Raw genomic sequence first — 24,698 nt, 5'->3', positions numbered from 1 at the left:
TCGGTCGCCGCGAAGCACCCTGAAACGGGGTGATCCGGAAACAGTAAGTGCAAGATCGGCGTGAGGGAGAAGGGCCGGGTCAGGTACGGGGTGGGGGGCCCAGGCGGGACTGGAGGGCCTCGCGGACCGGGTCGGGGACGTGCGCGGAAATGTCGCCGCCCCACTTGGCCACGTCCTTGACGAGGCTGGACGAGAGGAACGAGTAGAGCGGGTTGGTCGGCATGAAGAGCGTCTCGACGCCGGCCAGCCCGATGTTCATCTGGGCCATCTGCAACTCGTAGTCGAAGTCGCTGACCGCCCGCAGCCCCTTGATCAGGACGCTCGCCTGCTGCGCCCGGCAGAAGTCGACGAGCAGTCCCCGGAACGACTCGACCCGCACGTTGTCGTACGACGAGGTCACCTCGCGGAGCATCTCGATCCGCTCGTCGACGGTGAACAGGCCGCTCTTGGACTGGTTCACCAGAACGCCGACGATCACCTCGTCGAACAGCCGGCTGGCGCGGCCGATGATGTCGAGGTGCCCGTTGGTGACCGGGTCGAACGAGCCGGGACAGACCGCACGTCTCATGATCGGCGACCGTACCAAAGGGTGGTCTCGCCGTACCGGCGACTGCGCTCCGGCGTGATCCCCTCCACCCACTCGAAGTCCCTGGTCCGGCGCGACCGCTCCACCACCACGAGGGCGTCCGGCGTCAGCCAGCCGCCGTCGACCAGCGTCGTCAACAGCGCGGTGATCTCCGCGTCCGGCACGGCGTAGGGCGGGTCGGCGAAGACCACGTCGTACCCGCCGCCGTCCGGACCGGCGGCCAGCACCGTCGCCACCTTGCCGGCCACCAGGCGTACGGCGGCGCCGGCCCGCAGGGTCGCCACGTTCTCCCGGATCACCCGGGCGGCCCGCGGGTCGGACTCCACCAGCAGGACGTGCCCGGCGCCCCGGGACAGCGCCTCCAGCCCGACCGCGCCGGAGCCGGCGTACAGGTCGGCGAAGCGCGCGCCGTCGAGGTCGACCTCGGACTCGACGGCGCTGAAGAGCGCCTCCCGGACCCGGTCGGACGTGGGCCGGGTGCCGGCGCCGGGCGGTGCGGCGATCCGTCGGCCACCGAGCGTCCCGGCCACGATCCGGGTCACCGTCTCCTCCTGCTCATGACCTGGACGCTACGCGATCAGCGGGACTCGACGGCCGACACGGTCGGTACCTCCACGCCGACCATGTGATCACTTCTCGTATATCAATGATCTCAACTTCATAACATCAGTCTTAGCAAATCCTGAGCACTGTCTCACGCGGGGCGATATCGCTAGGGTCTGCCGGGTGCCGGCGACAACCCGCCGGCCCACGGCTCGGGAGGGCGCCTTTCCGATCGGACGTGCGGTGACCGTCCACCGTCTCTCCCGTGCCACACCCCTGACGCTTCAGCACTCCAGGAGTACCCGTGATCCGTCCCAAGCTGTCGCTCCGGCGACCGCTGGCCATCCTGGGAGCCGCCATCGTCGGCCTCACCGGGGTCGTCGCGGTGGCCGCCCCAGCCAGCGCACACCACACCGAGATCAGCGCCACCGCCGACTGCGACCGGCAGACCGGCGAGCGCGTGATCACGTGGAAGGTGTTGAACAGCGAAGCCAACAAGGACGCGACCATCCAGAAGGTGACCACCGACCCCGGCACCCCGGTGACCTCGCTGGTCGTGGGGGTGAAGGAGGCGCAGCCGCTGCAGGGGCTGATCGTCCCAATGGGCTCCTACAAGCTGGCCACCCAGCGGGTGCCCGGCAACACCACCACGGCCCACCTCCAGGTGTACGCGGAGTGGATCAAGGAGGGGCAGGAGACCAAGAACCACACCGCCAACGGCGAGATCAACCTCGCTGCGGACAAGTCCTGCGCGCCGGCCCCGAAGTGCGTCGAACTCGACAAGGCCAAGTTCAGCCACACCTTCGACGGTCCGAAGGGCACCGCCACCGTCAAGCTCGACGGTGACCTGCCGATCTGCGGCGACGGCAAGCAGTACTTCACGCTGGTGTCGTACTTCGCGCCGCGGCCGCAGTTCGCCACCCCGCAGTACGTTTACGGCACGCCGGACAGCGACTTCGTCAGCGCCACCCAGACCGAGATCAAGCTGAACGTCGAGATCCCGGACTGCCACACCCAGGTCGACCTCATCTGGGGCGACAAGGACCAGGTCATCGACGAGATCGTCGACGGCGGCAAGCGCTACGACAACAAGAAGCTCGGCTCGCCGGGCGCACCGGGCAACCGGTCCAAGGGCCCGCAGGGCTGGTACAACGGCGGCAGCAAGAGCTGCGTCACCCCGGCCTCGACCTTCGCGTCCAACTGCGACGGTTCGGTCGCCGTGTCGCTGAGCAACGACGGCAAGATCAGCAAGTACGCCGTCGAGTTCGAGGTCAAGGGCGAGAACGGCTTCACCAAGAAGGTCTCCGTGGCCCCCGGCAAGGCCGACACCAGCATCGTGGTGCCCGCCGCCGACGCCGGCAAGATCGAGGTCCTGGTCGACGGCAAGGTCATCGAGAACGGCACCTACTCGTGGGCGCGCCCCGAGGACTGCCCGCTGCCGGCCGTCACCACCAAGGCCGACTGCAAGGAGTTCGCCCTCACCGTCACCAACCCCGAGGGTGGCCTGCCGGTGAAGACCACCTTCACCTACGGCGACAAGACCGAGACCCGTACGGTCGCGGCCGGCGCGTCGGAGACGGTGACCTTCAAGGCCGGCAAGGACAAGACGGCGATCGTCGCCCTGCCGGACATGGACCTGGAGCTTGAGGCCATCTACACCCCCGAGGGCAACTGCGGCGGTGGCGGTGGCGGTGGCAAGGACGACGACGAGCCGGGCCTCCCGGTCACCGGTGCGGCGGCGGGCGGCATCGCCGCCGGCGCGATCGCCCTGCTGATCGCGGGCGCGGTGCTCTTCGTCATCGCCCGTCGGCGTCGGGTGACCTTCACCGCCTGACCTGACCTGAGCTGAAGCCCGAGGGCGCGTCGACCACCCGGTCGACGCGCCCTCGGTCGCTTCCGTGGCAGCACCTGAGCGGTTCGGTGCGCTGCAAGCTGGAGATGCCTAGGCAGGGCCCTGCGGGTCATCCTCTGATCTGATCAACATCACACCCGCCACCAAGCGGTCGCCGCCGGGGCCAACCAGACCAACTCTGGCGGTCTGGCCGTCGAGAAGATGAGTCAGTCGACCAGCGGGGCCAGTTATCATTCCGACCGTCAAGACCGCCGCATTCGCAGGGTTACCCAGCCTTTGCCCCGCACGCACGACACCGCCCTCGGCTCGTACGGTACAAACCACAGAATCATCACGGACGTCCCGTACGTCGAGTATCCGCAAGCAATCTCGATCCGCTCCGGGAACCGGTTGGATCGCAAGCGCCGGTTGGGCAACCTCGAAGGTGCCGCGAAGCTCGTCCTCACTCAGCCCAGGCATGACGAAGTTCAAAGCTCTGATATGAGCATGGAAGTCGTCTGGCAGCGCAACGTCGTGTACGTCCACCAGATCCGCCGCGATCCGCGGCCAGACCCAAATGCCGTCGGTCAAGACGCTCTCCCCGCCCGGGACCATCGGGCCGGACGGCGTCAGCGGATCACGCATGCCGCCGGGCACGACCACTAGTGGCAGCCCAGCGCGAAGGTACGCCACGACAAGCGACTTGTCGCCGCTCGTGGAGCGTCCGACGTCCCTGAGCTTCACACCTTCACCGATGACATATCCAAGGTCTTCGTAGAAGCCGAAGTATCTCAGTCGTCGAGGAGCCACGAGTCACCCTCCACTTTATGTCCCACGGCTCGCGCGCAGACGACGCATACACCCTCCAGCCACTCGATCTTCCATTCGGAAGTTCGGAACAACGTGGCGAGCTCGTCCTCATCTCTCGCCCAGAAATCGCCGCCATCGGAGGGGTTCTCAAGGTCATCCACGAGATACACGTAAAAACCACCGGTGACGTCCGCGTCGAAGTGGACGTGCAGGAGGTAACCCTCACTCTCGCCCGCAAGGATCCGGCCGAATCTCTTCAGCGGAATCTCCGACATACTTCACCCCACCCCGGCGAACATAATATCGACTCGACAACCTACGTTTCGAGACGCGCAGGTCAGCCCTTCTCCAGGTACTCCGCGCGGTCCTCGTCGACGAGCGCCGCCACCGACGCGGCCAACGCCGGATTGCCGGTCAGCTCCGGGTCGTCCCCGATCAGGGTGATGGCCTCGGCGCGGGCGTCGCGGATCAGGTCGGCGTCGCGTCGCAGGGACAGCAGCCGCAGGTGCGAGCGGTGCCCGGACTGGGTGGCCCCGAGCACGTCGCCTTCGCGGCGCTGCTCCAGATCCAGTTCGGCGAGCTTGAAACCGTCGCTGGTGGAGGCCACCGCGTCCAGGCGTTCCCGCGCCGACGAGCCCTCGGCGGCCTCGCTCACCAGTAGGCAGAGCCCGGCGGCGGCCCCTCGGCCGACCCGCCCCCGGAGCTGGTGCAGTTGCGAGACGCCGAAGCGGTCGGCGTCCAGCACGATCATCACGGTGGCGTTGGGTACGTCCACACCGACCTCGATCACCGTGGTCGCCACCAGCACGTCCAGGTCACCGGCGGCGAAGGAGCGCATCACCGCGTCCTTTTCGTCGGCGGGCAGGCGGCCGTGCAGCACCCCGATTCGCAACCCGTGCAGCGGACCCTCGGCCAGCAGTGGCGCCACCTCGGTCACCGCCAGCGGAGGCCGCCGGCCGTTGTCGTCCTCCGGGGGCGGCTCCTCGTCCGACGTCGGGCCGTCTCCGATTCGCGGGCACACCACGTACGCCTGGTGGCCGGCGGCCACCTCCTCGCGCAGCCGACGCCACGCCCGGTCCAGGAACGCCGGCTTCTCGGCGGCCGGGACCACGTGCGAGGCGATCGGCGACCGGCCCCGGGGCAGCTGGGAGAGGGTGGACACCTCCAGGTCGCCGTAGACGGTCATCGCCACCGTTCGCGGGATCGGCGTCGCCGTCATCACCAGCGTGTGCGGCGGCTGGTCGGCCTTGGCGCGCAGCGCGTCCCGCTGCTCCACGCCGAAGCGGTGCTGCTCGTCGACCACCACGAGACCCAGGTCGGCGAAGTCGACACCCTCGTAGAGCAGGGCATGCGTGCCCAGCACGATGCCGGCGGCGCCGCTGGCCACCTCGCCGAGCGCCCGGCGGCGGGCCGCCGCGCCCAGCGAGCCGGTGACCAGCTCGACCCGGGTGGCGTGGTCGGCGGAGTCCAGCTCACCGGCCCGGCCCAGCGGCCCGAGCAGGTCGAGCATGCCCCGGTAGTGCTGCGCGGCCAGGACCTCGGTGGGGGCCAGCAGCGCGGCCTGCCCGCCCGCGTCCACCACCTGGAGCATGGCCCGCAGGGCCACCACCGTCTTGCCCGAGCCCACCTCGCCCTGCAACAGGCGGTGCATCGGATGCGCGGCGGCCAGGTCCTCGGCGATCTCCGCGCCCACCTCGCACTGGCCGGCGGTCAGCTCGTACGGCAGACGGGCGTCGAACGCCTCCAGCAGCCCGCCGGCGCGCGGCGGCCGGGGCCGGGCCGGCCAGTCGGCGGCCCGGTGCTTGCGCTGCACCAGCGTCAACTGGACGGCGAACGCCTCGTCCCACTTGAGCCGCCGTCGCGCCCGGTGCAGGGCCTCCTTCGTGGACGGTCGGTGGATCTCCCGCAGCGCCGCGCCGAGGTCGACGAGGTTGCGGCTGGCCCGGACGGCGGCCGGCAGCGGATCGTCCGGCGGGGTGAACGTGTCCAGGACGACCCGTACACAGCGGGCGATGACCCAGGTCGGTACGGCAGCGGCGGCCGGGTAGACGGGGATCAGCGCGCCCGCGAACTCCTCGATCTCGTCGTTGACCGCCGCCTCGCCCTCGCCGCCCTCGCCGAGCAGGACGTACTCCGGGCCGTTGAGCTGCCGTTTGCCCCGGAACTCGGTGACCTTGCCGGCGAACAGCCCCCACCGGCCGGGCCGCAGCTCCCGTTCGCGCCACGCCTGGTTGCCGAAGAACGTCAGCGTCAGAACGCCGCCGGAGCCGTCGCCGACGGTCACCTCGAGCAGGTTGCCCCGACGTTGACGCATCGGCCGTACGGCGGTGCGTTGCACCTGGGCCAGCACGGTGACCTGCTCTCCGACGTCCAGCGACCGGATGTCGGTGTGCTCGCCCCGCTCGTCGTAGCGGCGCGGGAAGTGGTAGATCAGGTCGCCCGCCGTGTGCAGGTCGAGCTGGGAGGCCAGCGCCTTCGCCGTCTTGTCGCCGACCAGCTTCTTCAGCGGCGTGTCCACCGTGGCCAGCTCACTCATTCGACCCCCACCAGGAGCGGATAGAACGGCTGACCGCCCGGGTACGCCTGCACCTCGACGAACGGCCAGCGTCGCGCGACGTGCGCGCGGACGGCATCGGTGAGCCCGGCGGGGGCGTCCACCCCGGCGAGCAGGGTGACCAGCTCTCCGCCACCGCCGAGCATCCGGTCGACGACGGCGGCGCAGGTGTCGGTGAGATCTGTGCCGATCAGGTGCACCTCGCCCTCGACCAGCGCCAGCACGTCACCGGGACGGCAGGGGCCGGCGACCGTGAGCGCCTCGCGGCTGGCGTGGCAGACCTCGGCGTAGCGGCAGGCGCCGGCCGCCTCGGCCATCGCGATCACGTCGTCCTCGAACCGGCGGGTGCCGTCGCGGACCGCGAGGGCCGCGAGGGCCTGCACCGGTGAACGGGTCGGCACCACGCTCACCTTGACGCCGTGCCGGTGCGCCTCGCGGGCCGCCGCGCTGGCGACCGCCTCCGTGTTGGGATCGTTCGGCAGGACGACCACCCGGGTCGCCCCGGTGCCGCGCACCGCGGCCAGCAGGTCACCGATGGACGGGTTGCCGCGCACCACCGTCGCGCCCTCGGCGGCGAACAGCTCGGCGATCCCGGCGCCGGTGGCCACCACCACGGCGGCCCGGCCGTCCTCGGGCGGACCGCCGGACGGCTCCGGCTGATCGGCGAAGCGGGTCACCGAGATCCGGTACGGGCGGCCGGCGGCGATGCCCGCCTCGACCGCCGCACCCACGTCGTTGACGTGCACGTGCACGGTCCAGGTGCCGTCCGGTTCGCGTCCGTCACCGACGACGACCAGCGAGTCGCCCAGCGCGTCCAGGGTGCGGCGCAGCGCGGCCACCGCGTCGGCGCGCGCGTCGAGCAGGTACTGCACCTCGTAGGCGTACTCCTCGGAACCGGTCTCGCGCGCGACGGTGGCCGCCGGACGGGCGGTGCGCGGCGGCGGCGCGGGTGGGGTGGCGCTCTCCCCGGTGAGGACCTCGACGAGGGCGTCGAGCAGGACACAGAGCCCGCGCCCGCCGGCGTCGACGACGCCCGCGCGGGCCAGGGCCGGCAGTTGCTCGGGCGTCCGGGCCAGGGCCTCGGCCGCCGACCGCGCCGCGTCCCGGGCCACCACCGCCAGGTCGTCGCTGCCCGCCCGCTCGGCCCCCGTGGCCGCGGCGGCGACAACGGTGAGCAGGGTGCCTTCGACGGGACGGCCGACCGCGGTGTATGCGGCGGTGGTCGCCGCCCGCAGCGCGCCGGCCAGGGCCCGCCCGCGCACCGCCGGCACGCCGACGACCGCGTCGGCGAACCCGCGCAGGATCTGCGAGAGGATGACCCCCGAGTTGCCCCGCGCGCCCAGCAGCGCGCCCTGCGCCATCAACCGCAGCGCGTGCCCGTGGGCGGTCGGGCCGCTGTCGGGGAGGGTGTCCAGGTCCATCGACAGGGCCTGCTGCGCCGAGGTGAGGGTGAGCACCAGGTTGGTGCCGGTGTCGCCGTCGGGCACCGGGTAGACGTTGAGCTGGTCGATCTCGCCCTGGTGACGCTTGAGCGCGACCAGCCCGCTCGCGCACCAGCGGCGGACCGTGGCGGCGTCGAGGGTGTCCAGCACGGGCAGAAGCCTACTGGCGCGCGCCGACACACGTCGGACTCGTCCGGCGTGTCCGGTTGCGCCGACGCCCGACGGGCCCCCACCCTCCCGGCCCGCACGAGCGGGATCCGCCCGCCAGGTACAGTTGCCGCCGGAACCACCCCCGTCACCCGGCGGGCCGGCCACCAGCCACTGAGCGGTGGGGCGGCTGCTCCGCGGGTCAGGGCGGTTGGTCACCTCGGCGGGGCATCGGGTAGGCTGACGCGGTTGCCCGGGCAGCACCTGCCGGCGACCTCATGAACGTTTCAATCCCAGGAGTATCCCGTGGCTAGCGTGTGCGACGTCTGTGGCAAGGGACCGGGCTTCGGCCACAACGTGCCCTGGTCCAAGAAGAAGACCAACCGCCGCTGGAACCCGAACATCCAGTCGGTGCGCACCCCGGCCGGTGGTGGCAACACCAAGAAGCTGCAGGTCTGCACCTCGTGCATCAAGGCCGGCAAGGTCACCCGCGCCTGACGCGGCAGCACCAACTCTTCTCGTTCGGCTCAGCCGGCGGGCCCTGCGGCCCGCCGGCTCTGTCGTGTCCGCACCCGGCTTGACGCCGGTCGCTCAGAGCGTGCGGCCGAAGGAGACGCAGCCCTCCGCGTCCTTGTAGAACCCGAAGTTGGGAATCCGGTCATAGCCGGCGGACGCGTACATGGCGATCGCCTCGGGCTGCTTGTCCCCACACTCCAGGACCATCCGCTTGCGGCCGTGCTCCCGGGCCGAGCGTTCGACGGCCGCGAGGACCGTGCGCGCCACGCCGCGGCCACGCGCGGTCGGGGCGGTGTACATCCGCTTCAGCTCGGCGGTGTCCGTGCCGTGGCTGCGCCAGCCGCCGCAGCCGACCGGCTCACCGGCCAGGTAGGCGACGAGGAACGCGCCGTCCGGCGGCTCGAACTCGCTCGCCGCGACCGGGGTGTCGTCGCCGGTGCCCCCGTACCGGGCGGCCAGGTCGGCCAACGCGGCCTTGATCAACTGCTGCGCCACCGGCGCGTCGAACCGCACCAGTCGAATCTCGATCTCACTCACGGTATCCAGCGTACGGCCGCCGAATGGCCTCACCGGAAGTGGTCCCAGCCCCGGGGCCCGTCGTAGGCGCCGCCGTCGACCGTCACCCCGACACCGTCCGTCACCGTGCCGATGGGTCGCCACTGCGGCGGCAACGCCACCGTCGGAGGGAAGGTCGCGGCCAGCGCGTGGTCCTCGCCACCCGCCAGGATCCAGGTGTACGCGTCGACGCCGAGCGCCTGCGCGGCATCCGCCATCTGCCGGGGCACCTCGAAGGCGTCGCGGCGCACGTCGATCGCCACACCGCTGGCCCGCGCCACGTGCCCCAGGTCGGCGAGGAGCCCGTCCGAGACGTCGATCATCGAGGTCGCGCCGAGCTGGGCGGCCTGCGGGCCGGCCGGGTAGGGGACGTTCGGCCTCCGGTACGCCTCGACCAGCAACCGGGGAGTGCGGAAGCCGCGGCTGAGCACGGTCAGCCCGGCCGCCGCGTACCCGATGCGACCCGCCAGGGCCAGCACGTCGCCGGGACGGGCGCCGGAGCGCACCACGGGCGCCCGGCCACCGAGGTCGCCCAACGCGGTGACCGCGATGGTCAGGGTGGGGCTCGACGACATGTCCCCGCCCACCACGCTCGCGCCGACCGTGGCGGCCTCCGCGGCCAACCCGTCGGCCAGGTCCTCCGCCCAGCTCGCCTGGAGGTCGGCGGGCATGCAGAGGGCGACCAGCAGAGCGGTCGGGACGGCGCCCATCGCCGCGACGTCGGCCAGGTTGGCGGCGGCGGCCCGGTGACCGACGTCGCGCGCCGACCCCCAGTCCCGCCGGAAGTGCCGCCCGTCGACGAGCACGTCCGTGCAGGCGACCACCCGGCCGTCCGGCGCGGCCACCACCGCCGCGTCGTCACCCGGCCCGAGCACCGTCGTCGGGCCCATCGACAGGCGGGCGGTGACCCGCCCGATCAGCCCGAACTCGCCGATCCCGGCCACGCTGGCGGCACTGCCGGCGTTCGACCCGTTCTGCCCGGCACCGCCGCGCTCGCTCACCGCTGCTCCTTGACCACCGATAGGGATCGGACCTGGTCCGTAAGGTAGTTTCACCCTTCGGGCCGCCTTCGGGCGGCGACGGACGGAGGTCGAGTCGTGGTACAGGCGTACATCCTCATCCAGACCGAGGTCGGCCGCGCACGGGACGTGGCGGGTCTCATCGCGGACATCGCCGGCGTGGTACGCGTCGACGCCGTCACCGGGCCGTACGACGTGGTCGTCCTCACCGAGGCGAACACCGTCGACGAGCTCGGCAAACTCATCGTCAGCAAGGTGCAGATGGTGCCCGGCATCACCCGCACCCTCACGTGTTCGGTGGTGCGGCTGTAAGTGGACGAGATGACGACCCCCTCGGCGGTTCGGGACGACGGCGAGCGGGAGCCGGCGGACACCTCGCCCGAGCCGGCTGAAGGTACCCGCGCGGACGCCGATCCGGCCGCCGACGCGCCGGCCGGCCGGGACCGGACCGTCCGGGGAGCAGCCCTGCTCGCCACGGTGATCGCACTACCGGTCACGCTGCTGGTGGCCGTGCTGGCCTTCGCCAAACTCGCCCCGGAGACGCCGGCCGCCGCGCCGAGCCCGTCCGCGAGCACCACCCGGGCACAGTCCAGCGCGCCGGTCGAGATGGCCGCGCCGGCGCTGGCCGAGCGCCCGGCCACGGTCTGCCGGGCGCTGCTCTCCCAGCTCCCCCAGACCATCCGCGACCTGACCCAGCGTCCGGTCACGGCGGGCCCCGAGCAGAACGCCGCGTACGGCGACCCCGCGCTCACCGTGGCCTGCGGAGGCGCCGAGCCGACCATTCCGGCCACCGACGAGGTCTGGGTGGTCAACCGGGTCTGCTGGCACCCCGTCGAGGAGACCGACATGACGGTCCTCACCACCGTCGACCGGGAGGCGCCGGTGACGCTCCGGATCCCGCGCTCCTACACGCAGCCGTTGCAGTGGGCCGCCCCGATCTCCAGCGCCATCGTGGCGTCGGTGCCCTCGGGCGGCACCGTCCCCGCCGGCTGCCAGGGCTGACGCGCCGACGCGTGGCCCGTACGACGGGCCACGCGTCGAGGACGTCCTCGGCTCAGTGCAGGCCGACGCCGCGCCGCTGGGCGGTACGGATCAGCCGGCTGACCAGCTTGGGGTACTCCAGGCCGGAGGCCGCCCACATCCGGGGGAACATCGACGTCGGGGTGAACCCGGGCATCGTGTTGACCTCGTTGAGGTAGATGTCCAGGTCCGGGGTGACGAAGAAGTCGGCCCGGGCCAGGCCGGCGCAGTCCAGCGCGGTGAACGCGCGGATGGCGTACTCCTGCACCTGGCGGGTCACCTTGTCGGGCAGGCCGGCCGGGATGTCGTACTCGCAGGAGTCGTCGAGGTACTTGGCCTCGAAGTCGTAGAAGTCGTGGTCGGCGACGACACGCACCTCGGCCAGCACGGAAGCCTCGGGGGTGCCGCCGGCCTCGCCCTCCAGCACACCGCACTCGATCTCGCGGCCGACGATCGCGGCCTCGATGATGACCTTGGGGTCGAACTGCCGGGCGGTGGCGACCGCCTCGTCGAGCTGCGCCCAGTCGGTCACCCGGGTGATGCCGAACGAGGAGCCGGCGCGGGACGGCTTGACGAAGACCGGCAGGCCGAGCCGCTTCTTGTCCTGCTCGCTCAGCGTCATCCCGTTGCGCAGCACCGCGTACGCGCCGACCGGGATGCCCTCGATGGCGCAGAGCTTCTTGGTGAACTCCTTGTCCATCGCGGCGGCGGAGGCGAAGACGTTCGCCCCCACGTAGGGGATGCCGGCCATCTCGAGCATGCCCTGGATGGTGCCGTCCTCGCCGTACGTGCCGTGCAGCACGGGGAAGACCACGTCCACGTCGGCCAACGCCCGGGGGCCTTCGGTCGGGTCGAGCACCATCAGCCCGTTGCCGGTGGGGTCGGCGCGCAGCACGATGTCCGCGCCGGACTCTGCGGTGATCTCCGGGAGCTGGCGGGCGTCGATGGCGAGCTGGGCGGGATCGCCGCTGGTCAGCACCCACTGGCCGGCGCGGGTGATGCCGACCGGCACCACCTCGTACTCGTCGGGGTCGAGGGCGCCGAACACGCTGCCGGCGCTGACGCAGGAGATGCCGTGTTCCGGGCTGCGGCCGCCGAAGACGATCGCCACGCGGGTCTTGCCTGGGGTGGTCACTCCGGTCACCTCTTCGTACGCGACTGCGGCTGGTCGTGCTCGCCGGTGGCGCTCACCCGGTTGACCTTACTGTGCGTGGCGATCAGGCGCGGCGATACCCGGCGAGCCACGATGCGACACGGCATTCGGTCAACAGAGCATATACGGTGTGTGACGGAATGGTGGGGTCGAATCAGTCCCGGGAGTGCCGGCGACCAACCGCGATCACCTTGACCCGTTGCCGGCCGGCCCGGACCATGCCCAGGGCCATGAAGGCGCCGGCGATCCGGTCGGCGGCCTCCCTGCTGCTCGCGCCCACGACCTGGCGGCGACGCTCGGGGGCGACCCGCTCGTTGCGGTCGATGCCCTCGACGGGACGCACGTCGGTGAGCACGACCAGGAAGCGGGTCATCTCCGAACCCCGCGGCGCGGGGGCGGAGACTTCGGACCGGTACGCACGTCGTCCCCTTCCGGCGGGCGGGCACGGGCGGCACGCGGCGATCGGGTACGGGGGAGAAACCCGATCGCCGCGCGCCCTATCCCCTCCGGTCGCTCACCACCACCGTCGCCACGACAACCGGCGGTGAGGACGCGATAACAGATTGACACGTCTACAGCCATGAATGCAACTCTCATCGGCCATCTCTCATGTACCCGTTCCCATAAATGTGTGCGACCATCGATGCATGGCCCCCAAGACCGCCCGTGCCCGCCGACTCGGCATCGCCCTACGCCAGTTCCGGGAAGCCGCCGGGTTGACGCTGGAGTCCGCCGCAGACGAGATCAACAGCACTCGAAGCACCCTCTCGCGCTACGAGAACGCCCAGACGCTGATCAGCCCGGCCACCGTGCGCGCCCTGCTCACCTCGTACGGGGTGACGTCCGAGGAGGTGGCCGCCGCGGTGCAACTCGCCAAGGACGCGCGCAAACCGGGCTGGTGGGTGTCGTACTCGTACCTGCTCGACCCGCGCACCATCGACTTCATCGCCCTGGAGGCGGAGGCCACCGCGATCTCCAACTTCGAGCCGTCGGTGGTGCCCGGCCTGTTACAGACCGCCGACTACATCCGCGGCGTGATGCGCGGCGGCCCGCACACCCTGGGCGACGAGCTGGTGGAGCAGCGGGTCAAGATCCGGCTCGACCGCCAGCAGCGGCTGACCGCCGACACCCCACCCATCCTCGACGCGATCATCGACGAGGGCGCGCTGCTGCGCCCCGTCGGCGACGAGTCGGTGATGGAGGGCCAACTGCGGCACCTCGTCAAGATGGCCGAGCTGCCGAACATCACCGTCCAGGTGATTCCCCTCTCCGCCGGCTACCACCGGGGCACCCGTGGCTCGCTGCACATCCTGGAGTTCGCCGATCCGGAGGACCCGATCATCGCGTCGGTGGAGACCGTCGCCGGTCAGATGATCCTCGACCGGGCGGGCGAGACGCGTACCTGCACCAAGATCATGGAGCATCTGCGCAGCGTGGCGCTCAGTCCGGCGGACAGCCGGGCGATGCTCCTGTCAGTCCTGAAGGGACGGTAGGAGACCGATGACACCGACGATCTCAGCGGCGTTGGCCACGGCGGCGTGGCGCAAGAGCAGCCGTAGCGGCGACGAGGGAGCCTGCGTGGAGGTGGCCGCGATCCCCCGACTGGTGGCCGTCCGCGACTCCAAGGACCCGGCCGGCCCGGCCCTGCTGTTCCCCCCGACCGCCTGGGCCACCTTCGCCCAAGCCCCACCGCGCCGCTGACCACTCAGTAGGACCCGCGCCCCGCCGACCGGGCACAACAAGCCCGGGACGCGGGGCGCGGCCAGGTGGGGGGTCAGGCGACCAGCGGACGGGGCTCCGGCGCGGCGCGTACGGCCTCCAGGGCGGCGATCGCCACGCCACGGGCGCCGGCCATGTCGCGGTCCGGCACGAGCGCGAAGGTGGCGACGGCGGCCTGCTCCGCGCGGAGCACGGTGTGCTCGCGGACCGTCGCCAGGAACCAGTCCCGGAATGCCGGCGCGGCCTCCACCACACCGCCACCGACGAAGTACGCGTGCGGGTCGGTGAAGTTGGCCGCCAGGGTGAACAGGCGGCCCAGCGCCATCGCCTGCTGGGTGAAGAGGTCGCGGGCCAACGCGTCACCCCGCTCGCCGTAGCCCCGCACGAGCTTCGCCGCCCGGGCCACCGGCTCGGCCGCGAGGGGGTGGTCGGGATACCGGGCCAGCCAGTACGGCAGCAGGTTGCGCTCGATGCCGGTGAGCGACGCGATGCTCTCGACATCGCCGGTGAAGCCGCAGGCGCAGGTCGGCTCCGACTGCTCCGGGCCGAGCAGGCCGCCCAGCGGGATGTGCACGTGACCCAGCTCGCCGGCCATGCCGGCGGCGCCGGCGATCACCCTGCCGCTCTCGACCACCCCGCCGCCGAGGCCCGTGCCGACGATCGCCGAGACCGACGACCGGGTCATCGCCTCGTCACCGAAGTACACGTGGTGGGCGTAGAGCGCCGCCGCGTTGCCGTCGTTGTGGTAGACCACCGGCAGGCCCAGTCGACGCTCCAACGCGCCTCGGACGTCGAAGCCACGCCAGGCCGGCTGCGAGAAGTTGGTCGAACCGCGCGACGAGATCACGCCGGTGGCGCTCGCGGGGCCGGGGGTGTCGAGCCCGACGGCCCGGACCAGCTCGCGCGGGACGCCGGTCTGCGCCAGCGCCCCGTCCAGCGCCCGCGCCAGCGCCTCGATCGCCGCCTCCGGGCCGGCCTGCACCTCGCTGGGGATCTCCAGCAGGCCGTCGACCAGGAAGCGGCCGTCCACCGTCAGCACGGTGGCGTTGTTGCTGGTGCCACCGTTGTCCAGGCCGACGACCACCGGCACCCCTGCGCTGCCCACCGCAACCGCCTCCCGCCCTCATTAGTGTGAGCCGAGGCTAGTGCCAACCCCGCTCCCCCGCCACGCCACTACCCCTCCCGCCCCTGGATCCCCGCGATCTTGCAGTTTCTGTGCCGACAAAAGGCACGTGAAAGCACATCTCCACCACCGAAAGTGCAAGATCGCGGGGATCCAGGGGGGCGAGAGGGGTCAGCGGGGGCGGCGGGCTGTTATCGCTGTTGCTTCGCGGTCTTCGTCGTGGTGGACGGCGGGGATCAGGCCGGCCGTGTGGAGGGCCGCGCACAGCGCGTTCACCTGCGGCTCGCCGGCCTCGACCACCAGGTGACCGCCCGGGGCCAGCCAGGTCGCCGCCTCGACGCCCACCCGGCGCAGCACGGCCAGCCCGTCCGGCCCGCCGTCGAGCGCCACCGGCGCCTCGTGCAGCCGTGCTTCCGGCGGCATCAGGGCCACCGCGTCGGTCGGCACGTACGGCGCGTTGGCGACCACCAGATCGAGTCGCCCCCGCCAGCGCTGGGGCAGCGGGGCGAACAGGTCACCCTCGTACACCTCGGCGGCCAGCCCGGCGAGGTTGCGCCGGGCGCACGCCACCGCCACCGGGTCGATGTCGGCGGCGGCCAGCCAGCGCGGCGCGAGCCGGTGCGCCAGCGCGACGGCGGCAGCCCCGGAGCCGCAGCAGAGGTCGACCACGGCCGGGGCGGGGCCGGTCAGCTCGACCGCCACCTCGACCAGCAGGGCCGTCCGACCGCGCGGCACGAAGACGCCCGGGTCGACGGCGATCCGCAGACCGCAGAACTCCGCCCAGCCGAGCACGTACTCCAGCGGCTCACCGGCCACCCGGCGGTCGGTCAGCTCGGCCAGCGCCACCGGATCGTCGGTGGCGGCGAGCAGCAGCTCGGCCTCGTCCTCGGCGTACACGCAGCCGGCGGTGCGCAGCCGGCCCACCAGGGCCGACCGGTCGATCGGCGGTGACTGCACTCAGGCCCCCGCGCTGGCGTCCAGCGCGACGGCGATGTCGGCCACCAGGTCGGCCGTGTCCTCGGCGCCGCAGGAGAGCCGGACGAAACCGGGGGCGGTGTCGTCGCCCCACTGGGCCCGCCGGTCTGCCGTGGTGTGCAGACCGCCGAAGGAGGTGGCGGCCGCCACCAGCCGGGCGGCCTCGACGAAGCGGGCGACCCGATCGGCGTCGCCCAGGTCGAACGACAGCACCCCGGGCATCCGGCGCATCTGCGTCGAGGCCACCGCGTACGCGGGGTCGTCCGGCAGCCCCGGCCAGCGCAGCCCGGTCACGTCCGGACGGGCTGCCAGCAGGTCGGCGACGGCGGCGGCGTTCGCGCTCTGCCGGGCCAGCCGCAGGTCGAGGGTCGCCAGCGACCGGTGGGCCAGCCAGGCGTCGAACGCGCCCGGCACCGAACCGGTGCTGGTACGCCAGAGCGTCGCCGCCTCCACCACCTCGGCGGACCGGCTGGCCAGGTAGCCGAGCAGCAGGTCGGAGTGGCCGGTGAGCGCCTTCGTGCCGGAGGCCACCACCAGGTCGGCGCCGAGGTCCAGTGGACGCTGCCCGAGCGGGGTGGCCGTGGTGTTGTCGACCGCGAGCAGGGCGCCGGCGGCGTGCGCCCGCTCCGCCAGGGCGGCCACGTCGACCACGTCCAGGCCCGGGTTGGCCGGGGTCTCCACCAGCACCAGCCGGACGCCCTCGAACGACGGGTACGGGCCGACGGTCGGCACGAAGAGCACCCGTACGCCGATCGTCTCCAGCACGGCGGTGGCGAACGCCCGCACCGGGAAGTACCCGTCGGAGGGCAGCACCACGGTGTCCCCCGGGCGCAGCAGGGTGAACAGCGCCGCCGTGATGGCGGCCTGACCGCTCGCGAAGACGCGGCACTCCCCGCCCTCCAACTCGCCCACCGCGGCCTCCAGCAGCCGCCGGGTGGGGTTGTCGGGGCGGCCGTAGCCGTTCGGCGACGCGTCCGGCCCCTGCCGCGGATCGAGGTGGTACGGCGCGGCGAACACCGGCCCCGGCAGGAACGGGTCACCCGGTGCCGGCTCCGGCAGGCCGGCGCGTACGCAGCGGGTGCCGTCTCCCCACTCGCTCATCAGGTCCTCACTCGTACGACTCGGGCTTGGCGGTGCGGCTCATCAGCGCCTGGACGGCGAGACGCGGGTCCATCCCCTCGTGGCAGATCCGTTCGACGTGCTCGGTGATCGGCATCTCGACGCCGTGCGCCCGGGCCAGGTCGCGGATCGCGAGGCAGCTCTTGACGCCCTCGGCGGTCTGTCGCGTGGCGGCCTGGGCCTGTTCCAGCGTCTCGCCCCGGCCCAGGTGCTCGCCGAAGGTACGGTTCCGGGCCAGCGGGGACGAGCAGGAGGCGACGAGGTCGCCCATGCCCGCCAGGCCGGCGAAGGTGATCGGGTCCGCGCCGAGGGCCACGCCCAGGCGGGCCGTCTCGGCCAGCCCCCGGGTCATCAGCATGGCCCGGGTGTTGTCGCCGAAGCCCATCGCCGTGGCGATGCCGTAGGACAGCGCGATCACGTTCTTGACCGCGCCGCCCAGCTCGCAGCCGATCACGTCGTCGTTGGTGTACGGGCGCAGGTACGGCGTCCGGATCGACGACTGGACGAGCGTGGCCCGGTCGGCGTTCGTGCCGGCCACCACCGTGGCGGCCGGCTGCTCGGCGGCGATCTCCGGGGCCAGGTTCGGGCCGGAGACCACCACCACCCGGTCCGCGGCCACCCCGGCGGTCTCCACGATGACCTCGCTCATCCGCCTGGTGGTGCCGAGCTCGATGCCCTTCATCAGCGACACGAGCGTCGAGTCCGGGTGCAGGTGCCGGGCCCACTCGGCGAGGTTGCCGCGCAGGGTCTGCGACGGCACGGAGAGCACCACCACCTCGGCGCCGGTGATCGCCTCGGCGGCGTCGGTGGTGGCGGTGACCCGGGCCGGCAGCAGCAGGTCCGGCAGGTACTCGGGGTTGCGACGCTCGGTACGGATGCTCTCGGCAACGGGGGCCCGGCGGGCCCACACCGTCACGTCCCGGCCCGCGTCGGCCAGGATCTTGGCGAAGGCGGTGCCCCAGGAGCCGGCGCCGAGCACCGCGACGTGGCCGCTCATGCCGCTTCGCCCTCCGGCCGCTCGACGGACGGTCGGGCCGGCCGTTCCCACAGGGGTGGCGGGGTCCCGCCACGGATCTCGGCGAGCATGTCCCGCAGCCGCAGCATGATGGCGTCCGTCATCTCTTCGAGGGTTTCCCGGGTCGGCGACGCGTCCGCCCAGCGGCTGAGGTCGACCGGGGCGCCGGCGACCACGGTCACCGGGATCCGGGGGCGTGGGTTGAGCCGGCTGGTGCGCGGGTCGAAGATCCGCTCCGGCCCCCACATCACCACCGGCACCACGGGCGCGCCGGTGGCCAACGCCAGGCGGGCCGCGCCGGTCTTCGCCTTCATCGGCCACAGCTCCGGCTGCCGGGTCGTGGTGCCCTCCGGGTAGATCACGACCGCACCGCCCTCGTCGAGCGCGGCGACCAGCGCGTCGAGCGAGCGGACCGCCTCGACGCTGCCCCGCTCGACCGGGATCTGCCGGCAGCGGTGCAGGATCCAGCCGACCACCGGCACCCGGAACACGCTGGCCTTGCCCAGGAACTGCGGCCACCGGCCGGAGTCGTAGACGAAGTGCGCGGAGACCAGCGGGTCGGCGTGCGAGATGTGGTTCGGCACGATGATCACACCGGCGTCACCGGCGAGGTGTTCCTGGCCGCGCCAGGTCCGCCGGGTCCAGACGGTCATCACCGGCTTGACCAACCCCACGGCGAACCGTTGCCAGAACCCCAGCCTCCGCCGTGCCACTGTGCCTCCTCGTCGCGCCGACCCCACCGCGCGCGCCCGACCCGCGACACCCGCAGCGGAAATCATGCCTGCTCGCCCCCGGTACGGCCAGCGAGGGTCCCGTCGTCCGGCTGGCAGGATTGCGGACGTGAGTCAGCCGAGGTGGGCCGTGGTGGTGCCGGTGAAGCGTCTGACCGTCGCCAAGAGCCGGCTGCGGGGCGCGCTGCCCGGCGTACCCCATGAGGAGCTGGCGCTGGCGCTGGCGGCCGACACCCTCCGCGCGGTGCTGGCCTGCCCGGCGGTCGCCGAGGCCCTGGTGGTGACCGACGACCACCGGGTGGCGCGGGCGGCGCGGGCCGTCGGGGCGCGGACGCTCGCCGATCTGCCGGACGCTGGCCTGAACGCCGCGTTCCGGCACGGCGCGGCACAAACCCCGGCGCGGTGGGTGGTCGGGCTCACCGCCGACCTACCGGCGCTGCGCCCGGACGAACTGGCCGCCGCGCTGCTCGCGGCGCAGCGCGACCCCGAGGGGGTACGCCGGTTCGTGGCGGACGCGCCCGGCACGGGGACCGTGCTGCTCGCCGCCCCGCCGGGCGTCGACCTCGACCCGCGGTTCGGCATCGACTCGGCGGCGGCGCACGAGGCGAGCGGGGCGCTGCCGCTGACCGGCGACTGGCCCAGCCTGCGACGCGACGTGGACACCGCCGGGGACCTGGCCGACGCCGCCCGCCTGGGTCTGGGACCGCGCACGGCCGCGCTGCTCGCCACGGTCCGCCCGGCGCGCGCCACGAGCTGAGGGCGCCGGCCGCGCGGCGCGAGAGGTGACCCCGCCGGTGTACGGTGCCAGCATGCAGGGCACGGTGGCCAGCTACGACGCGGCGACGCGCAGCGGTGTCCTGCTGCTCGACGACGGCACCGAGCTGCGCTTTCCCGCGCGGGCGTTCGACGCCTCCGGCCTGCGGTTGCTCCGGCTCGGCCAGCGGGTGCGCATCGACACCGATCCCGACGGTGAGGTCGTCCGGGTGACATTGCCGACGATGAACTGAGCTGGCAGGGCCAAGTTCATTTTGCGTTAACTCGAATCGGGTGATTATGAGCGGGTGAGCACCCCTCGCGAGCACCCGGTCACCCCGCCCGCCACCGACCCCCGCAACGGCGCCCGCATCCGCGGCACCGACGGCCGTTTCCGCCCGTCCCGGGCCGAACGGGCCGGCGCCGCCCGCGCCGACACGCTCGCCGACGACCCGGGTGGGGCCTCCTCCGGGCTGGACGAGGTCCTCGATCCCGCCGTGAGCGCCACCGAGACGGACGGCCCGGCGGCCGGTGGGGTCCAGCCGGCCCCGCCCTCCGCCGGGGACGACGAGGAGGCCCCGACCCCTTCCCCGCTGCCGGAGGACCGCTTCCTCAACCGGGAGCTGTCCTGGCTCGACTTCAACGCGCGGGTGCTCGCCCTCGCCGAGGACCAGAGCACTCCCCTGCTGGAGCGGGCCAAGTTCCTGGCGATCTTCGCCAGCAACCTGGACGAGTTCTACATGGTGCGGATCGCCGGTCTGAAGCGGCGGCTCTCCGCCGGCCTGCCGGTACGCGGCGGCGACCGCCTCCCGCTGCGCACGCAGCTCGAACTGATCGCCGAACGGACCGCCGAGCTGGGCGCCCGGCACGCCGCCTGCTTCGTCGACGACGTGCTGCCCAAGCTGGCCGACGAGGGCATCCGCATCCTGCGCTGGGGTGACCTCGGCGACGGCGAACGGGAGCGGCTGCGCACCTACTTCCGGGAACACATCTTCCCGGTGCTCACCCCGCTCGCGGTGGACCCGGCGCACCCGTTCCCGTACATCTCGGGACGGTCGCTGAACCTGGCGGTGGCCGTCCGCGACCCGGACGGCGGCTCCGAGCTGTTCGCGCGGGTGAAGGTGCCCAACAACGTCCCGCGGTTCGTACGCGTCGACCGGGACCAGCCGGGCGTACGGATGCTGCCGGTCGAGGACCTGATCTCGGTGCACCTGGGTCAGCTCTTCAGCGGCATGCAGGTGGTCGAGTGCCACCTGTTCCGGGTGACCCGCAACGCCGAGGTGGAGGTCGACGAGGACCGCGACGAGGACCTGCTCCAGGCGCTGGAACGGGAGCTGGCCCGCCGCCGCTTCGGTCCGCCGGTGCGGCTGGAGGTCGCCGCGTCCATCTCCGACCACATGCTGGAACTGCTCGTCCGCGAGTTGGACATGGACGACCAGGACGTGCTGCGGGTGCCCGGCCTGCTGGACCTGTCCGCGCTCTGGCAGGTGTACGGCGAGGCCGATCGCCCGGACCTGAAGGACCCGCCGTTCGTACCGGCCACGCACCCCCGGCTCACCGAGGGCGAGGTGCCGCGCAGCGTCTTCTCCACCCTGCGCGACGGGGACATCCTGGTGCACCACCCCTACCACTCGTTCGCGACGAGCGTGCAGCGCTTCATCGAGCAGGCCGCCGCCGACCCGAACGTGCTCGCCATCAAACAGACGCTCTACCGGACCAGCGGTGACTCGCCGATCGTGGACGCGCTCGTGGACGCGGCCGCCGCCGGCAAGCAGGTGGTGGTGCTGGTCGAGGTGAAGGCCCGCTTCGACGAGGTGGCCAACATCGGCTGGGCCCGGACCCTGGAACGCGCCGGCTGTCACGTGGTGTACGGCCTCGTCGGGCTCAAGACGCACTGCAAGACCGCGTTGGTGGTCCGGCAGGAGGGCAACCAGATCCGCCGGTACTGCCACATCGGCACCGGCAACTACCACCCGAAGACCGCGCGGCTGTACGAGGACTTCGGCATGCTCACCGCCGACCCGGAGATCGGGGCCGACCTCACCGACCTGTTCAACGTGCTGACCGGCTACAGCCGGCAGACCGCGTACCGGCGGCTGCTGGTCGCCCCCCAGGGCATCCGCAGCGGACTTATCGAACGGATCGAGCGGGAGATCGCGCACGTCCGCCTCGGCATGCCCGGCCTGGTCCAGTTCAAGGTCAACTCCCTGGTCGACGAGGGCGTGACCGACGCGCTGTACCGGGCCTCCCAGGCCGGCGTCCACGTCGACCTGCTCATCCGGGGTATGTGCACGCTGCGTCCGGGAGTGCCGGGGCTGTCGGAGAACATCCGGGTCCGCTCGATCCTGGGCCGGTTCCTGGAGCACTCCCGCATCTTCCGCTTCGGCAACAACGGCGAGGCCGAGTTCTGGATGGGCTCGGCGGACCTGATGCACCGCAACCTGGACCGGCGGGTGGAGGCGCTGGTGCAGGTGAGCGACCCGATCGCCCGAGCCGAGTTGGACCACGTGCTGACCGCCGCCATGAGCCCGGACGTCGACGCGTTCGAGCTGGCCGGCGACGGCACCTGGACCCGGCGTACCGGCGGCGACGAGACGGCCCGCGTGCATCTGCAGGAACTGTTGCTGCGCCGCGTCGGTGGCACGGCCGGCTGAGCGATCACCGCCTAGGCTGAGCTGATGGTCGAGGAGGAGCAGAAGTACGAGATCGACGACACCTTCGTGCTACCCGACCTGTCCGCCACCGCCCCGGTCGGTGGCCGGGTCCGGGCGCTGCCGCCGGTGACGCTCGTCGCCCGCTACCTCGACACGGTCGACCTGCGGCTGGCCCGTGCCGGGGCGACCCTGCGCCACCGCGACGGGGACGAGCCGCCGTGGACGGTGAAGCTGCCCACCGGCACGCCCGGCGTCCGGCACGAGATCTCCCGTCCCGGGCCGACCGGGCAGCCGCCGCCGGAGCTGGTCGAGCTGGTCACCGCCCTGCACCGGGGTACGCCCCTGGCACCGGTCACGGTGGTGCGTACCGTCCGGCACGCCCACGAGGTGTGTGCCGAGGACGGCACGGTGCTCGCCGAGGTGGTGGACGACCGGGTGAGCGTCCTCGACGACGCCGGCGCCAGCACGGGTGAGTTCCGCGAGGTGGAGGTCGAGCGCAAGGCCGGCGACCGCGATCTGCTGGGCCGCATCGGCGCGGTGCTGCGCGACGCCGGGGCGCGGGCCGGCTCGTTCACCCCGAAGCACGTGCGGGCGCTGGGGGCCTTGGCACAGGCCGAACCGGACCTGGTGGCACCGGGCGATCTGGCCGACGACCCGAGCGCCGGGGAGGTGGTCACCGAGGCGGTCCGCAAGGAGGTACGCCGGCTACTGACGCACGATCCCCTCGTCCGGCTGCACAACTCCACCGGCGACGGCGACAGCGCCGTACACCAGATGCGGGTGGCCTGCCGACGGCTGCGCAGCGACCTGCGGACCTTCCGTCCACTCGTACGTCGGAGCTGGGCCCGTCCGCTGCGCGACGAGCTGCGCTGGCTGGCCGGGGTGCTCGGCGGGGCGCGCGACGCCGAGGTGCTCCGCGAACGGCTGCGGCGCACCGCCACCGCCGACCCGCTCGGCCCACTCGACGCGGACGCGGTGGACCGGCTCGACGAGGCGCTCGCGCAGCGGCAGCGGCAGGCGCTCGCCGCCATCGACGAGGCGCTGCGTTCTCCGCGCTACCTGGCCCTCGTGGACGCCCTCGTGCTGGCCGCCCGCGCGCCCCGGCTCACCCGGCGGGCGGCCACCCCGGCGGCCCGGACGCTACCGAAGCTGGCGGCCCGTCCGTGGCGTCAGCTCACCGGCCCGGAGGGCGTCGACGGGCTCGACCCGCTCGCGCCCGACGACCGCTGGCACGCCGTCCGCAAGCAGGGCAAACAGGCCCGGTACGCGGTCACCGCCGTCCTCCCGGCGGTCGGCCGGGACGCACGGCGGCTGGCCCGCGCGCTGGCCCGCGTCCAGGACGTGCTCGGTGAGCACCAGGACGCCGCGGTGGCCGCCGACACCTGGCTCGCCCTCGCCGCGCAGCGTCCCGGCGACCACGAGATCGCGGTCACCGCCGGGCGGCTGGCCGAGCGGGAACGCGACACGGTCCGTCGGATGCGGTCCCGGTTCCCCAACGCGTGGCACCGGGCGACCCGGCGAAGGCGGACCAGATGGCTGCCGTGACGGGCATCCGGGCCGCCGGCGGGGTCTGCTGGCGGCCGACCGACGACGGCGTACGGGTCTGCGTGGTGCACCGCCCACGCTACGGGGACTGGACGCTGCCCAAGGGCAAGCTGGAACCGGGCGAACACCCGCTCGTCGCGGCGGTCCGCGAGGTGGCCGAGGAGGCCGACGTGCGGGGCGTACCTCAGGTGCGGCTGCCGTCGGTGCGCTACCGCAGCGAGGGACGGACCAAACTGGTCGACTACTGGTCGATGCTCGCCGTCGCCGAGGGGGGTTTCCAGCCGGGCACCGAGGTCGACGACATCCGGTGGCTGACCGTCGACGACGCGATCCGGCTGGTCAGCTACCCACACGACGCCGAGGTGCTGGCCGCGTTCGCCGCGCTGCCGTCGGTGACCGCGACTGTCGCGCTGGTCCGGCACGGGCACGCCGGCAAGCGGGCCACGTGGACCGGCCCGGACACCGCCCGGCCGCTCGACGACGAGGGGTGGGCCCAGGCGTACGCGCTGGCGCCGCTGATCGCCGTGGTCCGCCCGGCCCGGTTGCTGTCGGCGTCGGCACGCCGCTGCGTGCAGACCCTGGACCCGGCCGCCGCGCTGCTCGACCTGCCCATCGAGGTCTGCGGCGACCTGGACGAGCCGCAGCCGGGCCAGCAGCCCGACGAGCGGGTGCTGGCCACCGCCGCGCAACTGCTGGAGCTGGGCTGCGCCGGCGGGCAGGTGGCGGTGTGCAGCCAGGGCAAGGTGCTGCCCGGCGCGTTGGAGCGGCTGACCGGCCGCGCCGACGAGGACTTCACCACCCCGAAGGGCGGCGGTTGGCTGCTCGCCTTCGTCGGCGACCGACTGCTCGCCACCGATCGCCTCTGACCCCTGGGCGCGCTGATCCGCC

25 protein-coding genes are annotated in these 24,698 nt (G+C 72.7%); 11 read left to right on the top strand and 14 right to left on the bottom strand.

All coding sequences use genetic code 11. The features are described 5' to 3' along the window. Positions 1–79 precede the first annotated feature (79 nt). The gene (gene coaD / locus ACIA3K_RS15850) at positions 80–568 is read right to left on the bottom strand and encodes a pantetheine-phosphate adenylyltransferase (protein ID WP_396801706.1); all 489 of its coding nucleotides are present in this window, start codon (positions 566–568) and stop codon (positions 80–82) included. After that, a complete protein-coding gene (gene rsmD / locus ACIA3K_RS15845; RefSeq protein ID WP_396801704.1) occupies positions 565–1,128 on the bottom strand; it encodes a 16S rRNA (guanine(966)-N(2))-methyltransferase RsmD in 564 nt (187 codons plus the stop codon). Before rsmD ends, coaD begins: the two co-directional genes overlap by 4 nt. 305 nt (positions 1,129–1,433) lie before the next feature. Between rsmD and ACIA3K_RS15840 the strand changes: the two genes are divergently transcribed. Further along, the gene (locus ACIA3K_RS15840) at positions 1,434–2,963 is read left to right on the top strand and encodes a cell wall anchor protein (RefSeq protein ID WP_396801703.1); all 1,530 of its coding nucleotides are present in this window, start codon (positions 1,434–1,436) and stop codon (positions 2,961–2,963) included. Between the two features lie 788 nt (positions 2,964–3,751). On the opposite strand, the gene ACIA3K_RS15835 is transcribed toward ACIA3K_RS15840, so the two are convergent. From ACIA3K_RS15835 to ACIA3K_RS15825, 3 genes are all read right to left on the bottom strand, one after another. After that, a complete protein-coding gene (locus ACIA3K_RS15835; RefSeq protein WP_396801702.1) occupies positions 3,752–4,045 on the bottom strand; it encodes a hypothetical protein in 294 nt (97 codons plus the stop codon). A 62-nt stretch (positions 4,046–4,107) separates the two neighbouring features. Continuing rightward, positions 4,108–6,306 (bottom strand): ATP-dependent DNA helicase RecG, encoded by a 2,199-nt coding sequence (gene recG, locus ACIA3K_RS15830; protein ID WP_396801700.1) that lies wholly within the window; start codon positions 6,304–6,306, stop codon positions 4,108–4,110. Beyond that, positions 6,303–7,916: a DAK2 domain-containing protein gene (locus ACIA3K_RS15825; RefSeq protein ID WP_396801699.1), complete on the bottom strand. Its 1,614-nt coding sequence runs from the start codon at positions 7,914–7,916 to the stop codon at positions 6,303–6,305. Before ACIA3K_RS15825 ends, recG begins: the two co-directional genes overlap by 4 nt. 303 nt (positions 7,917–8,219) lie before the next feature. Here ACIA3K_RS15825 and rpmB point away from each other — a divergent pair, with 303 nt between their 5' ends. After that, entirely contained in the window at positions 8,220–8,411 is a 192-nt protein-coding gene (gene rpmB, locus ACIA3K_RS15820) for a 50S ribosomal protein L28 (protein WP_091671657.1), read from the top strand. Positions 8,412–8,504: 93 nt separating this feature from the next. On the opposite strand, the gene ACIA3K_RS15815 is transcribed toward rpmB, so the two are convergent. Both ACIA3K_RS15815 and ACIA3K_RS15810 read right to left on the bottom strand, forming a co-directional pair. Then, entirely contained in the window at positions 8,505–8,966 is a 462-nt protein-coding gene (locus ACIA3K_RS15815) for a GNAT family N-acetyltransferase (RefSeq protein ID WP_396801698.1), read from the bottom strand. A 29-nt stretch (positions 8,967–8,995) separates the two neighbouring features. Further along, a complete protein-coding gene (locus ACIA3K_RS15810; protein WP_355051696.1) occupies positions 8,996–9,928 on the bottom strand; it encodes a thiamine-phosphate kinase in 933 nt (310 codons plus the stop codon). Positions 9,929–10,081: 153 nt separating this feature from the next. On the opposite strand from ACIA3K_RS15810, the gene ACIA3K_RS15805 reads away from it, so the two are divergent. Together ACIA3K_RS15805 and ACIA3K_RS15800 are read left to right on the top strand one after the other, a co-directional pair. After that, positions 10,082–10,315 (top strand): Lrp/AsnC ligand binding domain-containing protein, encoded by a 234-nt coding sequence (locus ACIA3K_RS15805; protein WP_007456453.1) that lies wholly within the window; start codon positions 10,082–10,084, stop codon positions 10,313–10,315. 9 nt (positions 10,316–10,324) lie between these two features. Further along, the gene (locus ACIA3K_RS15800) at positions 10,325–11,005 is read left to right on the top strand and encodes a DUF3515 family protein (protein WP_396801697.1); all 681 of its coding nucleotides are present in this window, start codon (positions 10,325–10,327) and stop codon (positions 11,003–11,005) included. A 52-nt stretch (positions 11,006–11,057) separates the two neighbouring features. On the opposite strand, the gene ACIA3K_RS15795 is transcribed toward ACIA3K_RS15800, so the two are convergent. Both ACIA3K_RS15795 and ACIA3K_RS15790 read right to left on the bottom strand, forming a co-directional pair. After that, complete coding sequence (locus ACIA3K_RS15795; RefSeq protein WP_396801696.1) at positions 11,058–12,158, bottom strand: D-alanine--D-alanine ligase family protein; 1,101 nt, start codon at positions 12,156–12,158, stop codon at positions 11,058–11,060. A gap of 172 nt (positions 12,159–12,330) precedes the next feature. Next, a complete protein-coding gene (locus tag ACIA3K_RS15790; protein ID WP_088946586.1) occupies positions 12,331–12,549 on the bottom strand; it encodes a hypothetical protein in 219 nt (72 codons plus the stop codon). A gap of 274 nt (positions 12,550–12,823) precedes the next feature. Between ACIA3K_RS15790 and ACIA3K_RS15785 the strand changes: the two genes are divergently transcribed. Next, positions 12,824–13,669 carry a helix-turn-helix transcriptional regulator gene (locus tag ACIA3K_RS15785; protein WP_357131152.1) on the top strand — a complete coding sequence of 282 codons (846 nt, stop codon included), beginning with the start codon at positions 12,824–12,826 and terminating at the stop codon, positions 13,667–13,669. Positions 13,670–13,676: 7 nt separating this feature from the next. Further along, positions 13,677–13,877, top strand: a complete 201-nt coding sequence (locus ACIA3K_RS15780) for a DUF397 domain-containing protein (protein ID WP_396801694.1) — start codon at positions 13,677–13,679, stop codon at positions 13,875–13,877. A 73-nt stretch (positions 13,878–13,950) separates the two neighbouring features. On the opposite strand, the gene ACIA3K_RS15775 is transcribed toward ACIA3K_RS15780, so the two are convergent. The 5 genes from ACIA3K_RS15775 to ACIA3K_RS15755 form a co-directional block, all read right to left on the bottom strand. After that, positions 13,951–15,000 (bottom strand): ROK family protein, encoded by a 1,050-nt coding sequence (locus ACIA3K_RS15775; RefSeq protein ID WP_355051534.1) that lies wholly within the window; start codon positions 14,998–15,000, stop codon positions 13,951–13,953. 189 nt (positions 15,001–15,189) lie between these two features. After that, positions 15,190–15,975 carry a putative protein N(5)-glutamine methyltransferase gene (locus tag ACIA3K_RS15770; protein WP_396801692.1) on the bottom strand — a complete coding sequence of 262 codons (786 nt, stop codon included), beginning with the start codon at positions 15,973–15,975 and terminating at the stop codon, positions 15,190–15,192. Continuing rightward, positions 15,976–17,094 carry a cystathionine gamma-lyase gene (locus tag ACIA3K_RS15765; protein ID WP_396801691.1) on the bottom strand — a complete coding sequence of 373 codons (1,119 nt, stop codon included), beginning with the start codon at positions 17,092–17,094 and terminating at the stop codon, positions 15,976–15,978. It abuts the gene before it with no gap. 7 nt (positions 17,095–17,101) lie between these two features. Continuing rightward, the gene (locus ACIA3K_RS15760) at positions 17,102–18,109 is read right to left on the bottom strand and encodes an NAD(P)H-dependent glycerol-3-phosphate dehydrogenase (RefSeq protein ID WP_357131168.1); all 1,008 of its coding nucleotides are present in this window, start codon (positions 18,107–18,109) and stop codon (positions 17,102–17,104) included. Continuing rightward, a complete protein-coding gene (locus ACIA3K_RS15755) occupies positions 18,106–18,840 on the bottom strand; it encodes a lysophospholipid acyltransferase family protein (RefSeq protein WP_396801689.1) in 735 nt (244 codons plus the stop codon). Before ACIA3K_RS15755 ends, ACIA3K_RS15760 begins: the two co-directional genes overlap by 4 nt. Before the next feature lie 127 nt (positions 18,841–18,967). Here ACIA3K_RS15755 and cofC point away from each other — a divergent pair, with 127 nt between their 5' ends. Genes cofC through ACIA3K_RS15730 form a run of 5 tightly spaced genes read left to right on the top strand, consistent with a single transcriptional unit; the run spans position 18,968 to position 24,676 of the window. Continuing rightward, positions 18,968–19,615: a 2-phospho-L-lactate guanylyltransferase gene (cofC, locus tag ACIA3K_RS15750; RefSeq protein ID WP_396801688.1), complete on the top strand. Its 648-nt coding sequence runs from the start codon at positions 18,968–18,970 to the stop codon at positions 19,613–19,615. Between the two features lie 52 nt (positions 19,616–19,667). Then, positions 19,668–19,865, top strand: coding sequence for a cold-shock protein (locus tag ACIA3K_RS15745; protein ID WP_007456426.1), 198 nt, complete (start codon positions 19,668–19,670; stop codon positions 19,863–19,865). A gap of 54 nt (positions 19,866–19,919) precedes the next feature. Continuing rightward, positions 19,920–22,265, top strand: a complete 2,346-nt coding sequence (locus ACIA3K_RS15740) for an RNA degradosome polyphosphate kinase (RefSeq protein WP_396801686.1) — start codon at positions 19,920–19,922, stop codon at positions 22,263–22,265. A 24-nt stretch (positions 22,266–22,289) separates the two neighbouring features. After that, positions 22,290–23,810 carry a CHAD domain-containing protein gene (locus ACIA3K_RS15735; protein WP_396801684.1) on the top strand — a complete coding sequence of 507 codons (1,521 nt, stop codon included), beginning with the start codon at positions 22,290–22,292 and terminating at the stop codon, positions 23,808–23,810. Beyond that, positions 23,798–24,676, top strand: a complete 879-nt coding sequence (locus ACIA3K_RS15730) for an NUDIX domain-containing protein (RefSeq protein WP_396801682.1) — start codon at positions 23,798–23,800, stop codon at positions 24,674–24,676. Before ACIA3K_RS15735 ends, ACIA3K_RS15730 begins: the two co-directional genes overlap by 13 nt. The last annotated feature ends 22 nt before the right edge of the window (positions 24,677–24,698 follow it).

Origin of the sequence: Micromonospora sp. NPDC051543 (assembly GCF_044454415.1) — a bacterium.
Lineage (GTDB): Bacteria > Actinomycetota > Actinomycetes > Mycobacteriales > Micromonosporaceae > Micromonospora.
The sequence above is the reverse complement of the archived record's forward strand: the minus strand, read 5'-3'. Positions and strand labels throughout refer to the sequence as shown.

Coding starts and splice junctions, on each gene's coding strand:
- coaD (WP_396801706.1), bottom strand. CDS start 568: ATGAGACGTGCGGTCTGTCCCGGCTCGTTCGACCCGGTCACCAACGGG.
- ACIA3K_RS15835 (WP_396801702.1), bottom strand. CDS start 4,045: ATGTCGGAGATTCCGCTGAAGAGATTCGGCCGGATCCTTGCGGGCGAG.
- recG (WP_396801700.1), bottom strand. CDS start 6,306: ATGAGTGAGCTGGCCACGGTGGACACGCCGCTGAAGAAGCTGGTCGGC.
- ACIA3K_RS15800 (WP_396801697.1), top strand. CDS start 10,325: ATGACGACCCCCTCGGCGGTTCGGGACGACGGCGAGCGGGAGCCGGCG.
- ACIA3K_RS15790 (WP_088946586.1), bottom strand. CDS start 12,549: ATGACCCGCTTCCTGGTCGTGCTCACCGACGTGCGTCCCGTCGAGGGC.
- ACIA3K_RS15785 (WP_357131152.1), top strand. CDS start 12,824: ATGGCCCCCAAGACCGCCCGTGCCCGCCGACTCGGCATCGCCCTACGC.
- ACIA3K_RS15780 (WP_396801694.1), top strand. CDS start 13,677: ATGACACCGACGATCTCAGCGGCGTTGGCCACGGCGGCGTGGCGCAAG.
- ACIA3K_RS15765 (WP_396801691.1), bottom strand. CDS start 17,094: ATGAGCGAGTGGGGAGACGGCACCCGCTGCGTACGCGCCGGCCTGCCG.
- ACIA3K_RS15760 (WP_357131168.1), bottom strand. CDS start 18,109: ATGAGCGGCCACGTCGCGGTGCTCGGCGCCGGCTCCTGGGGCACCGCC.
- ACIA3K_RS15745 (WP_007456426.1), top strand. CDS start 19,668: ATGCAGGGCACGGTGGCCAGCTACGACGCGGCGACGCGCAGCGGTGTC.
- ACIA3K_RS15735 (WP_396801684.1), top strand. CDS start 22,290: ATGGTCGAGGAGGAGCAGAAGTACGAGATCGACGACACCTTCGTGCTA.
- ACIA3K_RS15730 (WP_396801682.1), top strand. CDS start 23,798: ATGGCTGCCGTGACGGGCATCCGGGCCGCCGGCGGGGTCTGCTGGCGG.